Origin of the sequence: Streptomyces sp. NPDC052020 (assembly GCF_040680575.1) — a bacterium.
GTDB lineage: Bacteria > Actinomycetota > Actinomycetes > Streptomycetales > Streptomycetaceae > Streptomyces.
In genome coordinates this window covers 1-17,954 of the sequence record NZ_JBFAWY010000065.1, presented here as the reverse complement: position 1 = coordinate 17,954, position 17,954 = coordinate 1, and the positions used below count along the sequence as shown (strand labels likewise).

14 protein-coding genes and 2 pseudogenes are annotated in these 17,954 nt (G+C 74.5%); 6 read left to right on the top strand and 10 right to left on the bottom strand.

Translation table 11 applies throughout. From position 1 onward, the window contains the following. Positions 1–95 (top strand): DALR anticodon-binding domain-containing protein (locus tag AB0L74_RS34065; protein ID WP_365661243.1); only part of this gene is annotated, 95 nt, incomplete at its 5' end. Positions 96–216: 121 nt separating this feature from the next. Beyond that, positions 217–927, top strand: coding sequence for a winged helix-turn-helix domain-containing protein (locus AB0L74_RS34060; RefSeq protein WP_365661241.1), 711 nt, complete (start codon positions 217–219; stop codon positions 925–927). Positions 928–963: 36 nt separating this feature from the next. Here AB0L74_RS34060 and AB0L74_RS34055 read toward each other — a convergent pair whose 3' ends face one another. The 9 genes and pseudogenes from AB0L74_RS34055 to AB0L74_RS34015 all read right to left on the bottom strand — a co-directional run bounded on the left by AB0L74_RS34055 (position 964) and on the right by AB0L74_RS34015 (position 13,630). After that, complete coding sequence (locus tag AB0L74_RS34055) at positions 964–2,292, bottom strand: MFS transporter (RefSeq protein WP_365661239.1); 1,329 nt, start codon at positions 2,290–2,292, stop codon at positions 964–966. A 338-nt stretch (positions 2,293–2,630) separates the two neighbouring features. Then, positions 2,631–3,716 (bottom strand): Zn-dependent alcohol dehydrogenase, encoded by a 1,086-nt coding sequence (locus AB0L74_RS34050; protein WP_365661237.1) that lies wholly within the window; start codon positions 3,714–3,716, stop codon positions 2,631–2,633. 122 nt (positions 3,717–3,838) lie between these two features. Next, a complete protein-coding gene (locus AB0L74_RS34045; RefSeq protein WP_365661235.1) occupies positions 3,839–5,227 on the bottom strand; it encodes an aldehyde dehydrogenase family protein in 1,389 nt (462 codons plus the stop codon). Between the two features lie 130 nt (positions 5,228–5,357). Beyond that, complete coding sequence (locus AB0L74_RS34040; protein ID WP_365661233.1) at positions 5,358–6,692, bottom strand: ABC transporter ATP-binding protein; 1,335 nt, start codon at positions 6,690–6,692, stop codon at positions 5,358–5,360. Between the two features lie 348 nt (positions 6,693–7,040). Next, positions 7,041–8,285: an MFS transporter gene (locus tag AB0L74_RS34035; RefSeq protein WP_365661231.1), complete on the bottom strand. Its 1,245-nt coding sequence runs from the start codon at positions 8,283–8,285 to the stop codon at positions 7,041–7,043. Positions 8,286–8,308: 23 nt separating this feature from the next. After that, positions 8,309–9,751 (bottom strand): citrate:proton symporter, encoded by a 1,443-nt coding sequence (locus tag AB0L74_RS34030; protein ID WP_365661230.1) that lies wholly within the window; start codon positions 9,749–9,751, stop codon positions 8,309–8,311. A gap of 123 nt (positions 9,752–9,874) precedes the next feature. Next, positions 9,875–12,153, bottom strand: a pseudogene (locus tag AB0L74_RS34025) (molybdopterin oxidoreductase family protein). 186 nt (positions 12,154–12,339) lie between these two features. Further along, the gene (locus tag AB0L74_RS34020; RefSeq protein ID WP_365661228.1) at positions 12,340–12,960 is read right to left on the bottom strand and encodes a TetR/AcrR family transcriptional regulator; all 621 of its coding nucleotides are present in this window, start codon (positions 12,958–12,960) and stop codon (positions 12,340–12,342) included. A gap of 85 nt (positions 12,961–13,045) precedes the next feature. Further along, positions 13,046–13,630, bottom strand: coding sequence for a hypothetical protein (locus AB0L74_RS34015; RefSeq protein ID WP_365661225.1), 585 nt, complete (start codon positions 13,628–13,630; stop codon positions 13,046–13,048). A gap of 240 nt (positions 13,631–13,870) precedes the next feature. Between AB0L74_RS34015 and hmgA the strand changes: the two genes are divergently transcribed. From hmgA to AB0L74_RS34000, 3 genes are read left to right on the top strand one after another with little or no spacing between them, the layout of a single operon-like run. Beyond that, positions 13,871–15,187: a homogentisate 1,2-dioxygenase gene (gene hmgA, locus AB0L74_RS34010; RefSeq protein ID WP_365661222.1), complete on the top strand. Its 1,317-nt coding sequence runs from the start codon at positions 13,871–13,873 to the stop codon at positions 15,185–15,187. Positions 15,188–15,214: 27 nt separating this feature from the next. Continuing rightward, positions 15,215–15,964 carry a GntR family transcriptional regulator gene (locus tag AB0L74_RS34005; RefSeq protein ID WP_365661219.1) on the top strand — a complete coding sequence of 250 codons (750 nt, stop codon included), beginning with the start codon at positions 15,215–15,217 and terminating at the stop codon, positions 15,962–15,964. 22 nt (positions 15,965–15,986) lie between these two features. Continuing rightward, a complete protein-coding gene (locus AB0L74_RS34000; protein WP_365661216.1) occupies positions 15,987–17,147 on the top strand; it encodes a type ISP restriction/modification enzyme in 1,161 nt (386 codons plus the stop codon). Between the two features lie 219 nt (positions 17,148–17,366). Here AB0L74_RS34000 and AB0L74_RS33995 read toward each other — a convergent pair whose 3' ends face one another. Further along, on the bottom strand, positions 17,367–17,636 hold the full coding sequence (locus AB0L74_RS33995; RefSeq protein ID WP_164397054.1) for a hypothetical protein: 270 nt from the start codon (positions 17,634–17,636) through the stop codon (positions 17,367–17,369). A gap of 181 nt (positions 17,637–17,817) precedes the next feature. On the opposite strand from AB0L74_RS33995, the pseudogene AB0L74_RS33990 reads away from it, so the two are divergent. Further along, positions 17,818–17,954, top strand: a pseudogene (locus AB0L74_RS33990) (DNA primase); the annotation flags it as partial.

The following is a 17,954-nucleotide window of genomic DNA, read 5'->3' as shown; positions in this document are numbered from 1 at the left end:
AGGTGGGCAACCGCCTGTTCCTGTGCGACGTGACGGCCCGCACCCTGCACCAGGGCATGGCACTGCTGGGCATCCGCACACCCGAGCGCCTCTGAGCAGCGCCCTACTCGCCAGGGTCTTTCGTTTTGGATCCGGCCTGATCCAAAACGAAAGATGCTGGGGCCGCCCGGGACCCTTCGGCCCGCGCCGAAGGGTCCGTGCCGCATGCTGGGGCGCATGACCGAGGAGACCCAGGCGGCGCGGCTCGCGCGGCTGGCCGCGCTGTTCGCCGACGAGACACGGGCCGCCTGCCTGCTGGCGCTGCTCGACGGCCGGGCGTGGACCGCCGGGGAGCTGGCCCGGCACGCCCGGGTCGCCGCGTCCACGCTGAGCGAGCACCTCGGGAAGCTGGTCGCGGGGGGCCTGCTCGCCGAGGAGCGGCAGGGGCGGCACCGGTACGTGCGGCTGGCCGGCCCGCGGGTCGCGCAGCTCGTGGAGGACCTGGCCGCGCAGGTCGCGCCGGAGTCCGCCGCCCGGCCTCCGCGCACCCTGCGCGCGTCGAGCGCGGGATCGGCGATGGCCCGCGGGCGCACCTGCTACGACCATCTCGCCGGGCGGCTCGGGATCGCCCTGACCGACGCGCTGACCGCCCGCGGACTGCTGCGCCAGGACACCGGCTTCGCCCTCACCGACGCCGGGCTGGCCTGGTTCCGCGCCGCCGGCATCCGCCTCGACCGCGCCGGCCGGCGCCCCCTGGCCCGCGCCTGCCTGGACTGGACCGAACGCCGGCCCCATCTCGCGGGTGCCGCGGGAGCCGCCCTGTGCCGCCACGCGCTGGACGCCGGCTGGTGCGTCCGCATCGGCTCGGAGCGGGCGGTGCGGGTGACACCGGAGGGCGAGCGGGCCCTGTCCGACCTGCTGGGCATCGAGGCGGAAGCACTGCGCTGAGCCGGTGGTCCCCCGGGGCGGGCGCCGGGGGCGCGGTCAGCGGGAACGTGCCCGTTCGGCGAGGACCTTGATGGACACCAGGGCGATGACCGCGAGCGCGATGATGTAGCCGGAGACGGCCATCGAGGTGCCCGTCGCCTCCAGCAGCAGCACCATGACGAAGGGGGCGAGCCCGCCCCCGCCGACGGCCGCGATCTGGTAGCCGAGGGAGGCGCCGGTGTAGCGCATCTCGGCCGTGAACAGCTCCGCGAACAGGGCGGCCTGCGGGCCGTACATGACGCTCAGGAAGCAGCTCGCGACGAAGGTGCCGACCGCCAGCCAGAGCAGTGAGCCGGTGTCGATCAGCAGGAACAGCGGTACGGCCCACAGCGCGAGGCCGGCGGCGCCGAGCGCGTAGATCCGGATGCGGCCGATCCGGTCGGACAGGGCGGCGGAGGCCGGGATCAGCACCAGCTGGGTGAGGCTGACGCAGAGGGAGACGGTGAGCACCGGCCCGCGGGCCATGTCCAGTTCGCGGGTGGTGTAGTCGAGTACGCCGGTGATGAGGATGTAGAACGTCGCGGTGTTCACGGCGAAGGAGCCGCCCGCCAGGAACACCGTGCCAAGATGGCCGCGCAGGATGGTGCGCAGCGGTGAGGTGCGCTCGCTCTTCTCCCGCTGCGCCAGCGCGCGTTCGGCCCGGCGGAACTCGGGGGTCTCCTCCACGCGGGTGTGGATGTACCAGGCGAGGCCGAGGACGAGCAGGCCGGCCAGGAAGGGGACGCGCCAGCCCCATGCCTCGAACGCGGCCTCGCCGGTGAGCGCGCCGGCCACCAGGAAGACGGTGTTGGCGGTCACCACGCCGATGGGGACGCCGAGCTGGACGACGCTGCCGTAGACGCCGCGCTTGCCCTCGGGGGCGTATTCGGTGGCCAGCAGCATCGCGCCGCCCCACTGGGCGCCCACGGCGACGCCCTGGGCGACGCGCAGCAGGACGAGCAGGACCGGCGCGGCGATGCCGATCGTGTCGTACGTGGGCAGCAGGCCGATGCCGGTGGTGGCCAGGCCCATGAGCGTGAGCGCGAGGACCAGCATCGGCTTGCGGCCCCGCTTGTCGCCGAGCTGGCCGGCGACGATGCCGCCGAGCGGGCGGGCGAGGAAGCCGACGGCGAAGGTGGCGAAGGAGGCGAGGACCCCGGCGGTGGGGCTGCCGGAGGGGAAGTACAGGTCGCCGAGGACGAGGGCGGCGGCGATGCCGAAGACGAAGTAGTCGTACCACTCGACGGCGGAGGCCAGGGCCGCCGCCGTGGCGACGCGGCGGCGGTTGCGGTCCGCGGGGGCGGTGGGGGCGGGGGCGAGCGGCTGCGCGGAAGGTGCCGTGTCCATGGGGTGCACGCTCCGGGGGTGGGGGGACGAAACCGGGGGGTGGCTCGGGTTCCGGGACCGTACTGACCGGACGGTATGGCCGTCAACGGGTCGTACGGCGGCGATTTCCGCCCGCGCCCGGCACGGGGTCCTGCGGAGGGCGCGGATGGGCGCGCCCGGGCCGTCCCGCTCCCGGCGCGGCACCGGAGGACGCGGGCATGCCCAAGGCCCCGGCCTCGCTGGAAGAGGCCGGGGCGTGCGGGGGGGGGGACCGCGGGCGGCGGGCCCGGCAGGGGCCGGGGCCTTCCGTCCGGATGAGGCCGGACCCCGCGGGCCCGGCGTGATCCAGACGACGGGCCCTAGAAGACCACCAGGGCCCGTCCGCCCTTGCCGGCCAGCATGTTCTCGAAGGCGGCCGGGATGCCGTCCAGGGCGATGCGCTCGGTCACGAGGGCGCCCAGGTCCAGGCGGCCCGCGCGGACGTGGTCGGCCAGCACGGGGAGGTCCCGTACGGGGTCGCAGTTGCCGTAGACGCAGCCGGACAGGGTCCGGCCCCAGTGGAAGAGCTCCAGCGCGTTGAAGGTGACCTGCTGGTCCTTGCCGCCGATCCCGACGACGGTGGTGCGCCCGCCGCGCCGGGTGGACTCCCAGGCGGTGCGGATGGCGGCGGCGCGGCCCACGCACTCGACGGCGACGTCCACGCCCTGCTTGCCGGTGAGGGCGCGGATCTCGCGGGCCGTGGTGTCGGAGGCGACGACGTAGTCGGTGGCGCCGGCGGCCCGGGCCAGCTCCTCCTTCTGCGGGGAGACGTCGACCGCGACGATCTTCGACGCGCCCGCGATACGGGCCGCCTGGACGGTGGACAGCCCCACCCCCCCGACGCCGAACACCGCCACCGTCTCACCCGGCCGCACCCTGGCCGAGTGGTGGACGGCGCCGTAGCCGGTGAGGACGGCGCAGCCGAGCAGGGCGGCGTCCGTGAGCGGCACGCCGTCCGGGGCGGGCAGGACGCAGGAGGCGCGCACCACGGTCTCCTCGGCGAACGCGGCGACGTTCAGACCGGGGTGCAGGTCGGTGCCGTCGTCGGCGCGGCGGGCGTGCACGTCGGCGGCGCCCGCCAGGGCGTCGGCGCACAGCCAGACCTCGCCGAGCGAGCAGGGGTGGCAGGTGCCGCAGGACGGCGCCCAGTTGAGGACGACGCCGTCGCCGGGCGAGACGTGGGTGACGCCCTCGCCGACGGCGACGACCGTGCCCGCGCCCTCGTGGCCGAGGACGGCGGGCAGGGGAACCCGCATGGTGCCGTTGGACAGGGACAGGTCGGAGTGGCAGACCCCGGCGGCGGCGAGCCGGACGCGGACCCGGCCGGGGCCGGGCTCCGGCAGGTCTATCCCGGTGATCTCCAGCGGGGACCCTGGGGCGGGGACGACGGCGGCGCGGACGGCCATGGATTGCGGCACCTCTCCTGTCTGGAGGGACGGGGCGGGAGGACGGAAACCGGAACGGAGCGGACCGGGACGGCGGCCGGGGGACCGGCGGGCCGGACCGGAGGCTGGCACCGCACCGGGGACTAGAACTGGAGGGACTTGGTCTGGAGGTATTCCGTCAGACCGTGGACGCCGAGTTCGCGCCCGACGCCCGACTGCTTGTACCCGCCGAAGGGAGCCAGCGGGTTGAACCGCCCGCCGTTGATGTCCACCTGGCCGGTCTCCATACGGCGGGCGAAGGCGACCGCCTCGGCCTCGTCCCCGGCCCAGACGGCACCGGTGAGGCCGTAGACCGTGCCGTTGGCGATGCGCAGGGCGTCCTCCTCGTCCTCGTAGGCGAGGACCGACAGGACCGGGCCGAAGATCTCCTCCTGCGCGATGGTCATGCCGGGGGTGACGTCGGCGAAGACGGTGGGGCTGACGAAGTAGCCCCGCTCGCGCGGCGCCTCGGGTCCGCCCGCGACGAGGCGGGCGCCTTCGGCGACGCCCTTCTCGATGTACCCGCGCACCCGCGCCCGCTGCTTGGCGTTGACGACCGGGCCGATGCGGTCGCCGTACTTGGCGGCGGCGGTCGCGGCCAGCTCGACGGCCTCGTCGTACTGGTCGCGGTGGACCAGCATGCGGGTCCAGGCGCTGCACGTCTGGCCGGAGTTGGACATGACGTTGGCGACGCCGACGTTGACGGCCCTGGCCAGGTCGGCGCTGGGCAGGATGACGTTGGCGGACTTGCCGCCGAGTTCGAGGGCGACCTTCTTGACGGCGGCGCCGGCGATCGCGGCGATCTTCTTGCCGACGGCCGTGGAGCCGGTGAAGGAGACCAGGTCGACGCCGGGATGCTCGGCCAGGGCCTGGCCCGCGACCGGGCCGAGACCGGTGACCAGGTTGAAGACGCCGGCCGGGACGCCGGCCTCGTGCACCGCCTCGGCGAACGCCTGGGCGGTGAGCGGGGTGTCCTCGGCGGGCTTCAGCACGACGGTGCAGCCGGCCGCCAGTGCCGGGGCGACCTTGGCGACGATCTGGTGCAGCGGGTAGTTCCAGGGCGTTATCGCGCCGACCACGCCGATCGGCTCCTGGTACACCGTGGAGTTGCCGACCTTCTCCTCGAAGGCGTACGTGGCGGCCAGCTCGGCGTACGAGCCCGCGACCGCGATCGGCGCCCCCACGTGCACGGTCTGCGAGAGCTTGGGCGGCGCGCCCAGCTCGGCGGTGACGATCTCGGCGATCTCGCCGGCGCGGGCCGCCAGGACGTCCCGCAGAGCCGCGAGGCGGGCGGCCCGCTCGGCGGGCGGCGTGGCGGCCCACCCCGGCAGGGCGGCGCGGGCGGCCCGTACGGCGGTGTCGACGTCCCGGGCGTCACCGGCCGGGACCTGGCCGATCGCCTGCTCGTCCGCCGGATTGACCACCTCGATCACGTCCCGCCCCGCAGCGGGTCGCCAGGTGCCGTCGATGTACATACCGTCGTGCGCCTTCATCGCGTTCCTTCCGGGCGGGCTACGTCGTCCACCACCCAAACTAGCGCTGTTAGTTTTCTGGCACCAGGGGTGACCGCCATGGCACGGCTCACCCGCCGGGCGCGCCGCGCGCCTGTCGCCGGACGGCCCGTCACTCCGCCAGGTCGGGCGGGCGTGCCGGGGCCGGGCAGATCCGTTCGCCGTACTGGTCGAAGACGAACAGATGGGCGAGGTCGACGAGGAGCGGGACCTGCATGCCGTGGCGGAGGGCGAGATCGGGGGCGGTACGGACGATGAGGTCGCCGGGCAGGCGGCGCTCCGGGGAGGCGGGCTCCGGGCGCGGGTCCGGCGGCTCGTCCAGGACGACCACCGGACCGGCGCGCAGCGCCCCGGCCCGCTCCCGCAACCGGTCCAGGACCGTGCCGTCGCGGCGCCGCCTGCCCGGCCGGGCACCGGGGCGCGGGGCCTCCAGCTCCGGTACGACGGCGGGGTGGGAGCCGGTGCTGAAGTGGACGAGGTTCTCGTGCCCCTGGAACTCCACGTGCTCCACCAGACCGGTGATCAGCACCTCACCGGGGCGGGCCGTGCTCGGCTCGGCGATCCGCACGGCCTCCGAGCGCAGGCCCACGATGACCTCGCGGCCCTGCTGGACACGGAGCAACTGGTGGTCCAGGCAGAGCGGTTCGGGCAGGGGCAGGGACTGCTTGCCCAGGCTGATGGTCATCGCCCCGTCCAGCGGCGCGCGGACGACGCCGCGCAGCAGGTTGATGCGGGGGGTGCCGACGAAGGCGGCGACGAACACGTTGGCGGGCCGGCCGTACACCGCGCGCGGGGTGCCGACCTGCTGGAGGACGCCGCCGCGCAGCACGGCGACGCGGTCGCCGAGGGACATGGCCTCGGCCTGGTCGTGGGTGACGTACACCGTGGTGACGCCCAGCTCCCGGGTGAGCCGGGTGATCTCGGCCCGCAGGTGGTTGCGGAGCTTGGCGTCCAGGTTGGACAGCGGCTCGTCCATCAGGAAGGCGGTGGGGTGGCGCGCGATGGCCCGGCCCATGGCGACCCGCTGGCGCTCCCCGCCGGAGAGCTGGCTGGGGTAGCGGTCGAGCAGGTCCTGGATGCCCAGCATGCGGGCGGTGGCGTCCACGCGGGGGCGGGGGTCGGCATGGGGCGCCTCGACGCGCAGCGGGAAGCCGATGTTGTCCCGGCCGGTCATGTTGGGATACAGGGCGAAGTTCTGGAAGACCATGGCCATGCGGCGCTCGGCGGGGATCAGCTCGTTGGCGTACTCGCCGTCGAGCCGGAGCTCGCCCTCGGTGATCTCCTCCAGGCCGGCGATCATTCTGAGCACGGTCGACTTGCCGCAGCCGGAGGGCCCGAGCAGGACGAGGAACTCGCCGGGCGCGATGTCCAGCGACAGCCGGTCCACCACACGGGCGCCTCGGTCGTAGGTCTTGCTCACGTCGTGCAGGGAGATGGCGCGTGTCATGAGAGGTGCCCCCGGGGGCTCACTGAGCGCTGGTGCTCCGCGGTCGGACGCCCTGTGCGGTGTCACGGGGCGCGTGGGTCACGGAAGTTAACGGAAAGTACCCGGCTGGGGGAAGACACCGGGCGCGATCGGACGGTCCGGTCCGTCCGGTGAGAAAGCGGACGGTCAAATTCAGTGGGTAAACGTCTCATCGGACGGTCGGATCCGCACGCTGCCCGCACCCGGGTGACCGGTCCGGGATGCGCCGGGCGCCGGTCGTGTCCGGCCGCGGGCCGCGCCGCCCGGAAGCCCGCCGTGGGGAGCCTGCGGTGCGCCGGCGGCTCCTCTCCCCTCGGTTCGGTGCGGGGGCTACGGTCTCGGGGCCGTCCCGTTCCGGCCGGTGTCCTGCGCCGGCCGGGCGCCCCGGGAGGGCCGCGGGCCTTCGGGTGGTCCGGCCGGGGAGCGCAGGGCGACGCCCGCGGAGAGCAGCAGCAGGGCGCCGAGCATGACGAACGGCGCGGCCACGCCCGCGACCCCGGCGATCAGGCCGGCGGCGGCGGGCGCGGCGACCTGGCCGAGCCGGTTGCCGGTCAGCCGCAGGGCGAGGGCCGTGGAGCGGGCGTCGTCGGGGGCGGCCTGGACGACGGTCGTCATGGACAGCGGCTGGCCGACGCCCAGGCAGAAACCGAGGACGACGAGGAGCGCGGCCAGCGCCCACACCGGCAGCGGCAGGGCGACGCCCGCGCACAGCAGGGCGGCCAGCAGGCAGGTCACGGTCAGCAGGAGCGTGCGGCCCAGCAGCCGCAGCAGCGGCGTGAGCACCAGGCGGCAGGCGATGGTGGCCGCCGCGCGCAGGCTGAGCAGGACGCCGATGACGGAGGGCGCGATGCCCCGGTGCTCGCCGACCACCGGGAGGTAGGCGGTGAGGATGTCCGTCGCGGACAGCACCGACAGGCTGATGAGGATGCCCGCGGGCACGCCCCGGGCGCGCAGGATGCCCCGGACCGGGACCCGCCCGCCGCCCGCCGGACGGGACGTCAGCGCCGTGCGGCCCTCGACGCGCCACAGCGACGTGAACGCCGCGGCCGCGCCCGCGCCCGCGGCCAGCAGGGCGAGCGCGCTGGTGCCCGCCATGTCGTGCCCGCCGATGAGGGCCCCGGCCGCGACCGGGCCGACGAGCTGGCCGAGGGAGGCGCCGATGGTGAAGTGGCCGAAGTTGCGGTCCTGTTCGTGCGGCGCGGACTGCCGGGCGACCAGCGACTGGGCGCCGATGACGAAGCAGAGGTGGCCGAGGCCCATCACTCCGCTCCACAGCGCCATCGCCCACAGGGAGTCGGCGACGCCGCTGAGCGCGCATCCGCCGGCGATGAGGACCACGCCGGCCGGCAGCAGCGGCGCGCAGCGGCCGTGGTCGGTGCGGCGGCCGAGGGGGACGGCGGCGAACAGCGGCAGCAGCGCGTACACGCCCGCGATGACGCCGACCGCCCGCTCGTCCGCGCCGAGCGCCAGGGCCCGGTAGGAGACGGCGGGCCGGGCCATCGACACGGCCCCCTGCGCGCAGCCGAAGGCGATGACGAGGCGGAGCAGCCAGCCGCGGCCCCCACCGGGTCCCATGACCGTGGTCCTTTCGCGGAGGGTCAGACGATGCCGAACAGGACGGCCGCGCCGAGGACGACGAGGCAGGTGAGCGCCGCCCACTTCACCACGAACCTGGTGTGGTCGCCGAACTCGACCTTGGCCATGCCGACGAGGACGTAGACGGCCGGGACGAGCGGGCTCGACATGTGCAGCGGCTGGCCGACGATGGAGGCCCGCGCGATCTCCAGCGTGGAGACGCCGTGGGCCTGGCCTGCCTCGGCGAGCACCGGGAGGATGCCGAAGTAGAAGCCGTCGTTCGACATGAAGTACGTCAGCGGGATGCTGAGCACGCCGGTGACCAGCGCCATGTGCGGCCCCATGCCGTCGGGGATGTTGCCCACCAGCCAGGCGGCCATGTGGTCGACCATGCCGGTGCCCTGGAGGACGCCGGTGAAGACGGCGGCGGCGAAGACCATGCCGGAGACGTTCAGGACGTTCTCGGCGTGCGCGGCGATGCGGGCCTTCTGGTCGGGCATGTGCGGGAAGTTGACGGTGAGGGCGAGCGCGGCACCGAGCAGGAACAGCACCGGGATCGGCAGCCACTCCATGATCATGGCGGTGAGCAGCGTGGCCGTGAGCAGCGCGTTGAACCAGTACAGCCGGGGGCGCAGGGTGGGCCGGTCCGGGTCGATGCCGTACAGGCCCTCACCGGACCCGGTGTCGTCCTGCGGCGCGGGGGCGGCGGCGCCGGAGCCGCCGGTGCGCGCGCTTCCCCGTCCGGTGCCGGAGCCCTGAGCGCCTGCCTCGCCCTTGCCGGTCCCGGCGCCGACCAGCACCGTCTCGGCCTCGGCCTGCTCGTCCTCCGCCAGCGCCTGGTCCAGCGTCAGCACCCCGAGCCGCCGCCGCTCCCGGACGCCCAGCACGTAGGCGAGCAGCAGTACGAAGAGGAGGCCGACGGCCAGGGCCGGGATCATCGGGACGAAGATGTCGCCGGCGTCCACCTTCAGCGCGGTGGCGGCACGGGCGGTGGGGCCGCCCCAGGGGAGGGTGTTCATCACGCCGTTGGCCATCGCGGCCACCCCGGTCATCACGACCAGGCTCATCTTCAGGCGCTTGTACAGCGGGTACATCGCCGAGACCGTGATCATGAAGGTGGTAGAGCCGTCGCCGTCCAGGGAGACGATCGCGGCCAGTACGGCGGTGCCGACGACGATGCGCATCGGGTCGGCCTTGCAGAACCTGAGGATGCCGCGGACGACCGGGTCGAAGAGGCCGACGTCGATCATCACCCCGAAGTAGATGATCGCGAACATCAGCATCGCCGCCGTCGGGGCGAGGTCGCTCACGCCCTCGACGACGTAGTCGCCCAGGTGGGCGCCCTTGCCGACGAACACGCAGAACAGCGCGGGAATGAGCACGAGCGCCGCGATCGGCGACATCTTCTTCAGCATGATCAGGACCAGGAAGGTCGCGATCATGACGAAGCCGAGGATGGTCAGCATGAGTGGACACCTAACGTTCGCCCTTGAACATTCCCACCAGGGCAGGCGGTGCGACGACGTTAGGTGCCGTTCAGCTGCGTTAACAAGATGTTGACACGCGAGCAATAAGCGCAAAACTCCAGGTCACGGCTGTGCCGGGGGCAGGGGGCCGTTCTGTGGGGCGTTCTGGGGGCCGTTCCGCGGGGCGAGTTCGACGGGGACGCCGTTGAGTACGGCGGTGCCCGACAGCGGGTCGAGCAGGCTGCCGTCCAGGAGCTGGTTGACGTTGGCGCCGGGGTCGGCGGCGGCGTGCGTCAGCCGGGTGCCGGGCCGGTCGTGGCCCCAGCCGTGCGGCAGGCTCACCACGCCGGGCCGGACGGTGCCGGTGATCTCGGCGGGCGCCGTCACCTCTCCCCCGGCGCCCTTGACGCGCACCGGCGCCCCGTCCCGTACGCCCAGGCGGGCGGCGTCCTCGGGGTGGATGTGCAGGGTGCAGCGGTTGGAGCCGCCGGTGAGCGCCGGGATGTTGTGCATCCAGCTGTTGTTGGAGCGCAGATGGCGGCGGCCGACCAGGACGAGCCCGGCGGGGCGCTCGGCCAGGGCCGCGCGCAGCCGGGGCAGGTCGTCCGCGATCGGTCCGGGCAGCAGCTCCACCTTGCCGCTCCTCGTCTTCAGCGGCTGGGGCAGGCGGGGGCGGAGCGGGCCGAGGTCGATACCGTGCGGGTGCGCCAGCAGCTTCTCCAGGGTGAGCCCGTCCGGCCGGGCGCCGAACCCGTCGCCGTAGGGGCCCAGGCGCAGCATCAGGTCGAGCCGCCGCTCGGGCCCGTCCAGGCCGGTCAGCCGGGCGGCGAGCGCCCGCGGGTCGCGGCCGTGCACCGGGGAGCGCGGATCGAGCACCGCCGCGCCGAGGCTCTGGTCGATCACCGTCGCGTCGACGGCGGCCGGGTCGGCGCCGTGGCGGCCCGTCGCGGCGAGGATCAGCCGGGCCATGATCTCGGTCTCGGCCATGCGGCCGGGTTCGAGGGGGACGGCGGGGCGGGTGTAGCGGACCTGGTTGCGCACGGCGAGGGTGTTGAAGGCGAAGTCGTGGTGCGGGGTCTGCGCGGGCGGCGGCGGTGGCAGCACGACGTGGGCGTGGCGTGAGGTCTCGTTGAGGTAAGGGTCGACGGCCACCATGAAGTCCAGGGATTCCAGGGCCTTGGCGAGCCGGTCGCCGTCGGGCGCGGACAGTACGGGGTTGGCGGCGAAGGCGATGACCGCGCGGATGGGCGTGCCGTCGCCAGTGGCGGTGTCGATCTCCTCGGCGAGGGCGGCCAGCGGCAGCTCCCCCTTGGCCTCCGGGTGTCCGCTCACCCGGGAGCGCCAGCGGCCGAGGGCGAAGCCGCGCCCGGGTCCGGCGGGGCGGGGCGTCTTGGCGGTGGCGGCCTGCGGGAACAGCGCGCCGCCGGGGGGTCGAGGTTGCCGGTCAGGATGTTCAGGACGTCCACGAGCCAGCTGGCGAGGGTGCCGTGGGGGACGGTGCAGCTGCCGATGCGGCCGTAGACGGCGGCGGTGGGCGCGGCGGCGAGTTCCCGGGCGAGCGTGCGGATGAGGGAAGCGTCCACGTCGCAGGCGGGGGCGACGGCATCCGGGGTGAAGTCGGCGAGGGCGGTGCGGAGTTCCGCGACACCCTGGACGTGCGGGGCGAGGTCCTTGAGGTCGGCGAGGCCCTCGTCGAACAGGACGTGGGCCGTCGCGGCGAGCAGCAGCGCGTCGGTGCCGGGACGCGGGGCGATGTGCCGGTCGGCGAGGCGGGCGGTGCGGGTGCGGCGCGGGTCGACGACGGTCAGGGTGCCGCCGCGGGCCTTGAGGGCCTTGAGCCGGCCGGGGAAGTCGGGGGCGGTGCACAGACTCCCGTTGGACTCCAGGGGGTTGGCGCCGATGAGCAGGAGGTGGCCGGTGCGGTCCAGGTCGGGGACGGGGATCGCGTTGGCGTCGCCGAACAGCAGTCCGCTGGAGACGTGCTTGGGCATCTGGTCGAGCGTCGAGGCGGTGAAGAGGTTGCGGGTCCCGAGCCCGCCGAGCAGGACGGGCGGATAGAGGGCACCGGCCACGGTGTGCACGGTGGGGTTGCCGAGGACGACGGCCACGGACTGGGGGCCGTACCGCTCGACGACGCGCCGCAGACCGGCGGCCACCGCGTCGAAGGCCGCCTGCCAGCCGGTCTCACGCAGCGCGCCGTCCCGGCGCGCCAGGGGCGAGCGCAGCCGGTCGGGGTCGGCGTCGACGGCACCGAAGGAGGCGCCCTTGGGGCAGACGAAACCCCGGCTGAACACGTCGTCGCGGTCACCGCGGGCGCCGGTGACGCGGGACCCCTCGACCGTCAGGGTCAGGCCGCAGGTGGCCTCGCAGAGGGGGCAGATACGCAGGGCGGTGCGGGACATGGGTCCTCCCCGGGGCGGCGGTGGCGCGCGGCACGGGCCGAGCATACCGATCGGTATGCCCGGCGGGGAGGGCACGCGGGCGACGGGACTCCAGGGCGCCGTCCGCCGGCCCGGCGGGGAGGACGCGCGGGCGGCCGGCCGGCGGGGCGCCGCCCGCAGGCCCCCGTCGGCCGGGGCGGCCGCCCGTCAGTCGAGCACCCGCCCCAGATACGCCCGCAGCAGGGCCCGCGCCTCCTCGATGATCTTCTCGTCGCCCTCCGGGGCGACCCGGAAGGCGAGGTGCACCAGCGTGTCGGCGGTCTCCACGGCGACGAGGAAGGCGCGGCGCAGATCGTCGTCCGGTTCGCGGCCGAGGTGACCGGAGAGCAGTGCGGTGAGGCGGTCGGCGACACGGTGGTTGGGTTCGGCGTGCCGGGCGCCGACCGGTATCTGGTTGCCGAAGTCGACGAGGGAGAACCCGGGCGCGGACCGCTTCATCGCCAGGTACTCGTCGAGTACCGCGTCCAGCGCCGCCCGCCAGCCGCCGGCACCGTCGGCCTCCTTCAGGCGCTCGGTCACGCGCTCGGTGTACCGCTCGAGGTTGCGCTGGGCGAGCGCGTCGGCCATCTGGCGCTTGTTGCCGAAGAAGCGGTACACCGAGCCGATGGGCACGCCGGCGCGCAGGGCCACCGCGCGGGTGCTCAGGGCCTCGTAGCCGACCTCGTCCAGGAGGTCGGCGCAGGCGTCCAGGATCCGGGCCAGCCGTTCGGCACTGCGCCGCTGCACCGGGGCGCGGCGGAGTGATGTCGCGTGGGGCACGGTCCTCATGATGCCCTCCCGCCGCGGTCCGGTGAACCGTGCTCGCGGGTACGGATCCGGGGCGCCCGCGGTACACGTCGCGGCCGTGCGCCACTCACCCCGGCCGGTGCGCCGCGTCCGCTCCCGGCCCCTCCGCGGCGCCCGGCTCCGGCTCCGGCTCCGGCTCCGGCTCCGGCTCCGACACGGTGATGTCCGCCGTGTTCTCGACGGGTTCGCCCGCCACGGCCCAGACCGTGCCGTCGTCGGCGTGCAGGCGGACGGTGACGTGGTGCGTGCCGCGCGGGACGAGGCGGGCGGCGAGCCGGTGGCCGGGGCCGCGCAGGCGGGTGATCAGGCCGCCGTCCAGGTAGAGGTAGGCCAGGCCGCGCCCGGACCGCGCCGTGGCCGGCGTACCGGGGGGCGAGAAGCGGAAGTTGCGGACCGACAGCCGTATGTCCCAGTCACCGCCGGTGCCGGGCTGTACCTCGATGCCGACCTCGGGGGCGTTCTCGGCGGCCGCCTCCCGGTAGCGCCGGCCCTCCCCGTCGGTGTCGTCGAGCAGTTCGCCCACGGGCGCGGCGGGCGGGGCGCCGCGTTCGCGCTCCGGTGGGCGGGCGTCGGCGAACCCGCAGCCCGCGGGTCCGGTCAGCAGCAGGACACAGACCGCGAGCACGGCACGCGGTCTCCGTGTCCACGACATGCCGGGGAGCGTAGAACACCGGGCCGGGGACGCGGGTCTCCCGGGGTCGGGTTCCGGTCGGCCTCGCGGCGGTGCCCGCCGGGGAGGCCGGAACCCGGCCCCATGCACCGATACCCGCTCAAGACGCCCCGCCGGCGGCCGCGCCGGCCGCCGCACACCTCTTGCGCCCGCGCGCCCCTATTCCTACGGTGAAGCATAGGAATCAGTGGGCGTGCGGCAGCGGACGGCGAGGGAGCGATCATGAGCGGGGACGCGCGGAAGACCGCGGAGCGGCTGGCCTATCTCACCGGCTTCGGCAACGAGCACAGCTCGCAGGCCGTACCGGGCGCCCTGCCCGAGGGCCGCAACTCCCCCCAGCGGGCACCCCTCGGCCTGTACGCGGAGCAGCTCAGCGGCACGGCGTTCACCGAGCCGAGGGCGCACAACCGGCGCTCGTGGCTGTACCGGATCCGTCCCTCGGCCGCGCACCCGGCGTTCACCCGCGCGGACAACGGCGCGATCCGCACCGCGCCCTTCACCGAGACGGTGCCCGACCCGAACCGGCTGCGCTGGAACCCGCTGCCCGAGCCGCCCGCCGGGACGGACTTCGTCGCGGGCCTGTGGACGCTCGGCGGCAACGGGGACGCGGCCCAGCGCACCGGCGTCGCCGTGCACCTGTACCACGCCGACACCTCCATGGACCGGGTCTTCGGCGACGCCGACGGCGAGCTGCTCATCGTCCCGGAGCGCGGAGGACTGCTGCTGCGCACCGAGTTCGGCCTGCTGCACGCCGAGCCGGGCCATGTGGCGCTGATCCCGCGCGGGGTCCGCTTCCGGGTGGAGCTGCTGGACGCCACCGCCCGCGGCTACGTCTGCGAGAACTACGGCGCCCCCTTCCGCCTCCCCGACCTCGGCCCGATCGGCGCCAACGGCCTGGCCAACCCCCGGGACTTCCGGGCACCCGTCGCCGCGTACGAGGACGTGGAGGGCCCGGTGGAGGTGGTGAACAAGTTCTGCGGCAACCTGTGGACGGCCACCTACGACCACTCACCGCTCGACGTGGTCGCCTGGCACGGCAACCATGTGCCGTACGTCTACGACCTGCGCCGTTTCAATGTGCTGGGGACCATCTCGTACGACCACCCCGACCCGTCGATCTTCACGGTGCTGACCTCTCCCTCGGACACCCCGGGCCTGGCGGGCGTCGACTTCGTCGTCTTCGCGCCGCGCTGGCTGGTGGGCGAGGACACGTTCCGGCCGCCGTACTTCCACCGGAACGTGATGAGCGAGTACATGGGCCTGATCGAGGGCGCCTACGACGCGAAGGCGGAGGGCTTCGTGCCGGGCGGCGGCTCGCTGCACAACATGATGTCGGCGCACGGACCGGACCGGGAGACGTTCGAGAGGGCCGGCGCCGCCGAGCTGCGGCCGCAGAAGATCGACGACGGGCTGGCGTTCATGTTCGAGACGCGGTGGCCGGTGGCCCTCACCTCCCAGGCGGCCCGCGCCGGACATCTGCAACAGCGCTACGACGATGTCTGGCGGGGCCTGGAGCGGCACTTCCGCCCCTTGCACTGATCCTCGCCTGCCGGTACGGATGGCTCCGTGACCTCCTTCGCCCCGGACTCCCTCGTCCTGAACCGCAAGCTGCCGCTGTGGTACCAGGTCTCGCAGTCGCTGCGCGCCTCGATACTCGGCCGCTCGTCCCGGGACCCGCTGCGCCTGCCCACCGAGGAGCAGCTGGCCGGTCACTACGGCGTGAGCGTGCTGACCATGCGGCAGGCGCTGAAGGAGCTGGAGGAGGAGGGGCTGATCACCCGCCACCGCCGGCGCGGCACGTTCATCGAGCCGCACGCCCGGCGGGGTGCCCCGGTGCGGCTGCTGGGGTCGGTGGACGCGATCGTGGCCCAGCAGTCCGGCATGGCGACCGAACTGCTGGACCACGGCAGCGGTCCGGTGCCGGCGGAGTTCGCCGAGTACTTCCCGGATCTGGCCGAGACGGCCACGTACCACCGGCTGCGCAGCGACGAGAAGACCGGTGAGCCGACCAACCACGCCCGCAACTGGGTCCGCCCGGAACTGGCCGCGCGCTTCGCCCCGCAGGACCTGGTCCGCTGGCCGATGACCAAGGTGCTGCGGGACGTCGTCCAGGTCGGCATCGGCCGTATCACCGACACGGTGGAGGCCCGGCTCGCGGACCCGGAGACGGCGCGGCTGCTCCGGATCCCGCTGCTCAGCCCGATCCTGCAGTACACGGGGGTCACCTACGACGCGGACGGGCGGGTGCTGGACGTGGCGGTCATCCACTACCGGGGCGACCGCTTCTCCTTCACGGTCACGCTGGACGCCACCTGACGCCCTCGCGCACCGTCGTACGATGCCCGGCGTGACGTACGACGACACTCCGCTGCTGGCGGACCTCATGCCGTGGTCCGTCGCACCCCCGCGGCTGGGCCGGGACTGGCCGGCGGGCCCGGACGCGGCGTCGCTGAAGGCCCGCTGGGACGCCTTGGTGAAGGCGGAGGGACCCGGCCGCGAGGCCCTCTTCCGGCCGACGCGGTCGCGCACGCTGCACACGGCGGTCGGGCAGCTGCCGGGCCGCGCCGGGGGCACGGAGCGGCTGGCGCGCGCCACGGGCCGGTGCCCGGAGCCGGTGCGTGTGCTGCGCGCCCCCTTCGACGAGCAGTGGCTGATCCCGGACCACCGGCTGATCGACGCGGCCCGGCCGGAGCTGTGGCGGGTGGCGGACGAGCGGCAGGTCTTCGTCGTGGAGACGGCCGGCCCCGCCGCCGGTCCGCCGCTCCTGGCCACCTCGCTGCTTCCGCTGCTGGGGCCCGGCCGCGTCCGCCCGCTCCACCGCCGCCCGGGCGGCGGGGAGCCCAACCTGGCCCCCGGGCTCCTGGACCACCTGGCCGTCCGGCTCGGCCGCACCCCGGACCCGCTGGACGTCCTGGCCTGGATCGTGGCGACGGTCCGCCCCGGCCTCCGGGTCCCGCTCACCGCGGACCCCGGACTGTGGGACCACGGCGTCGCGCTGGGGCGCCGCGCGCTGTGGCTGATGCGGCGCGACGGCGAGCGCCCGAAGCTGCCCGGCGGCCGCCGCCCGTACGTCCGCGCCCCGCTGCCGGCCCGCCCGCGGGTCCTGCGCTACGACACGGAGGAGGAGACGCTCCGCCTCGACGAGGGCCGTATCTCCCCGGTGCCGCCGGCGGCCTGGGAGTTCGAGGCGGGCGGGGGCCGGGTCCTGGAACGCTGGTTCGCGGCCCGCACCGCCGCGGCCGAGCCGGGCACGCTGGACGCGATCCGCCCGGCCGGCTGGCCGCAGGTGTGGACCTCGGAGCTGCTGGAGCTGATCACGGTGCTCGCCCTGCTCGCCGAACTCCGGCCGGAGCTGGACGCGTTGGCGGTGAAGGAGCCGATCACGACGGCCGAGCTGCGCGCGGCGGGAGTGCTTCCGGTGCCTCAGCGGGCCCGGCGGCCGGCCTCGGTGCTGGACCACCGGGAGGAAGGCCCGGAGGGGCAGTTCGCGCTGCTGTAGGGACGGCCGGTGGATACGGGACCCGGGCCTCGCGGGATCACGGTCGCCGGGTCCCGGTGCGGGCGGGGAGGCAATGACGGAAAAAGATGAGTAAAGACCGGAAAAAAGGGACAAGCCCGCGCTCGGAAGGACACCGGGGCGCCGCTGCGTGCCGTGGGGATGACGGACGACGAGGTCGCAGCGGTACGCCGGGAGGTGTGACCGGCCCGAGCGCGGGCTTCAGCTGGCGCCGAACAGCGACCGGCGCAGCCGGCGCAACGGCGCGAAGAGCGAGACGCGGCGCATCCGCGCGCCCCTGCCGCTGCGGTCGTGCGCGGTGTCACGCGCGGTGAGTTCACGCATCAGGGACATCGCCTCGACCGTCTCCCGCTGCGGGACGGCGGGACCGGCCAGCACCGCGAGGTGGCGGTCGAGGCGCGAGCTGGTCGCGCTGCTCCCGCAGGTGATCGCAGGGACCCTGGCCCTGCTGCGCACTGTTATCTGTTCCATGTCACTCCCCACCCGTACGAGTCCACCCGGCCCGGGCAGGGTAACCCTATCGCCCCGGGGCGGCACGCGTGTATCGCGGTCGCGGGATTCACCTGCCCCGCAAGGGGGTTGACGATTACTCTCCGGATCCGACAGGTTCCAGCGCGAGTTGGACAACGAGCTGGCGGGGGAACCGCCGTGAATGACCGTCGAAGGCGACGGTCACCCTGCGTCACGGGGCGAGGCGGCCCTGACCTTCGCGACTCGATGGCAGTGGCCCGTAGTTCCGGGCGTGACGGCCGGCTCGCGGGGACGGTCCCGCTGCGGCTGCCCGGACCC

What these genes read in the sequence shown, in the direction of transcription:
- AB0L74_RS34035 (WP_365661231.1), bottom strand. Translation starts at nt 8,285, where the DNA reads ATGGGACCCGGTGGGGGCCGCGGCTGGCTGCTCCGCCTCGTCATCGCC.
- AB0L74_RS34020 (WP_365661228.1), bottom strand. Translation starts at nt 12,960, where the DNA reads ATGAGGACCGTGCCCCACGCGACATCACTCCGCCGCGCCCCGGTGCAG.
- AB0L74_RS34055 (WP_365661239.1), bottom strand. Translation starts at nt 2,292, where the DNA reads ATGGACACGGCACCTTCCGCGCAGCCGCTCGCCCCCGCCCCCACCGCC.
- AB0L74_RS34000 (WP_365661216.1), top strand. Translation starts at nt 15,987, where the DNA reads ATGCCCGGCGTGACGTACGACGACACTCCGCTGCTGGCGGACCTCATG.
- hmgA (WP_365661222.1), top strand. Translation starts at nt 13,871, where the DNA reads ATGAGCGGGGACGCGCGGAAGACCGCGGAGCGGCTGGCCTATCTCACC.
- AB0L74_RS34060 (WP_365661241.1), top strand. Translation starts at nt 217, where the DNA reads ATGACCGAGGAGACCCAGGCGGCGCGGCTCGCGCGGCTGGCCGCGCTG.
- AB0L74_RS34050 (WP_365661237.1), bottom strand. Translation starts at nt 3,716, where the DNA reads ATGGCCGTCCGCGCCGCCGTCGTCCCCGCCCCAGGGTCCCCGCTGGAG.
- AB0L74_RS34015 (WP_365661225.1), bottom strand. Translation starts at nt 13,630, where the DNA reads ATGTCGTGGACACGGAGACCGCGTGCCGTGCTCGCGGTCTGTGTCCTG.
- AB0L74_RS34030 (WP_365661230.1), bottom strand. Translation starts at nt 9,751, where the DNA reads ATGCTGACCATCCTCGGCTTCGTCATGATCGCGACCTTCCTGGTCCTG.
- AB0L74_RS33995 (WP_164397054.1), bottom strand. Translation starts at nt 17,636, where the DNA reads ATGGAACAGATAACAGTGCGCAGCAGGGCCAGGGTCCCTGCGATCACC.
- AB0L74_RS34040 (WP_365661233.1), bottom strand. Translation starts at nt 6,692, where the DNA reads ATGACACGCGCCATCTCCCTGCACGACGTGAGCAAGACCTACGACCGA.
- AB0L74_RS34045 (WP_365661235.1), bottom strand. Translation starts at nt 5,227, where the DNA reads ATGAAGGCGCACGACGGTATGTACATCGACGGCACCTGGCGACCCGCT.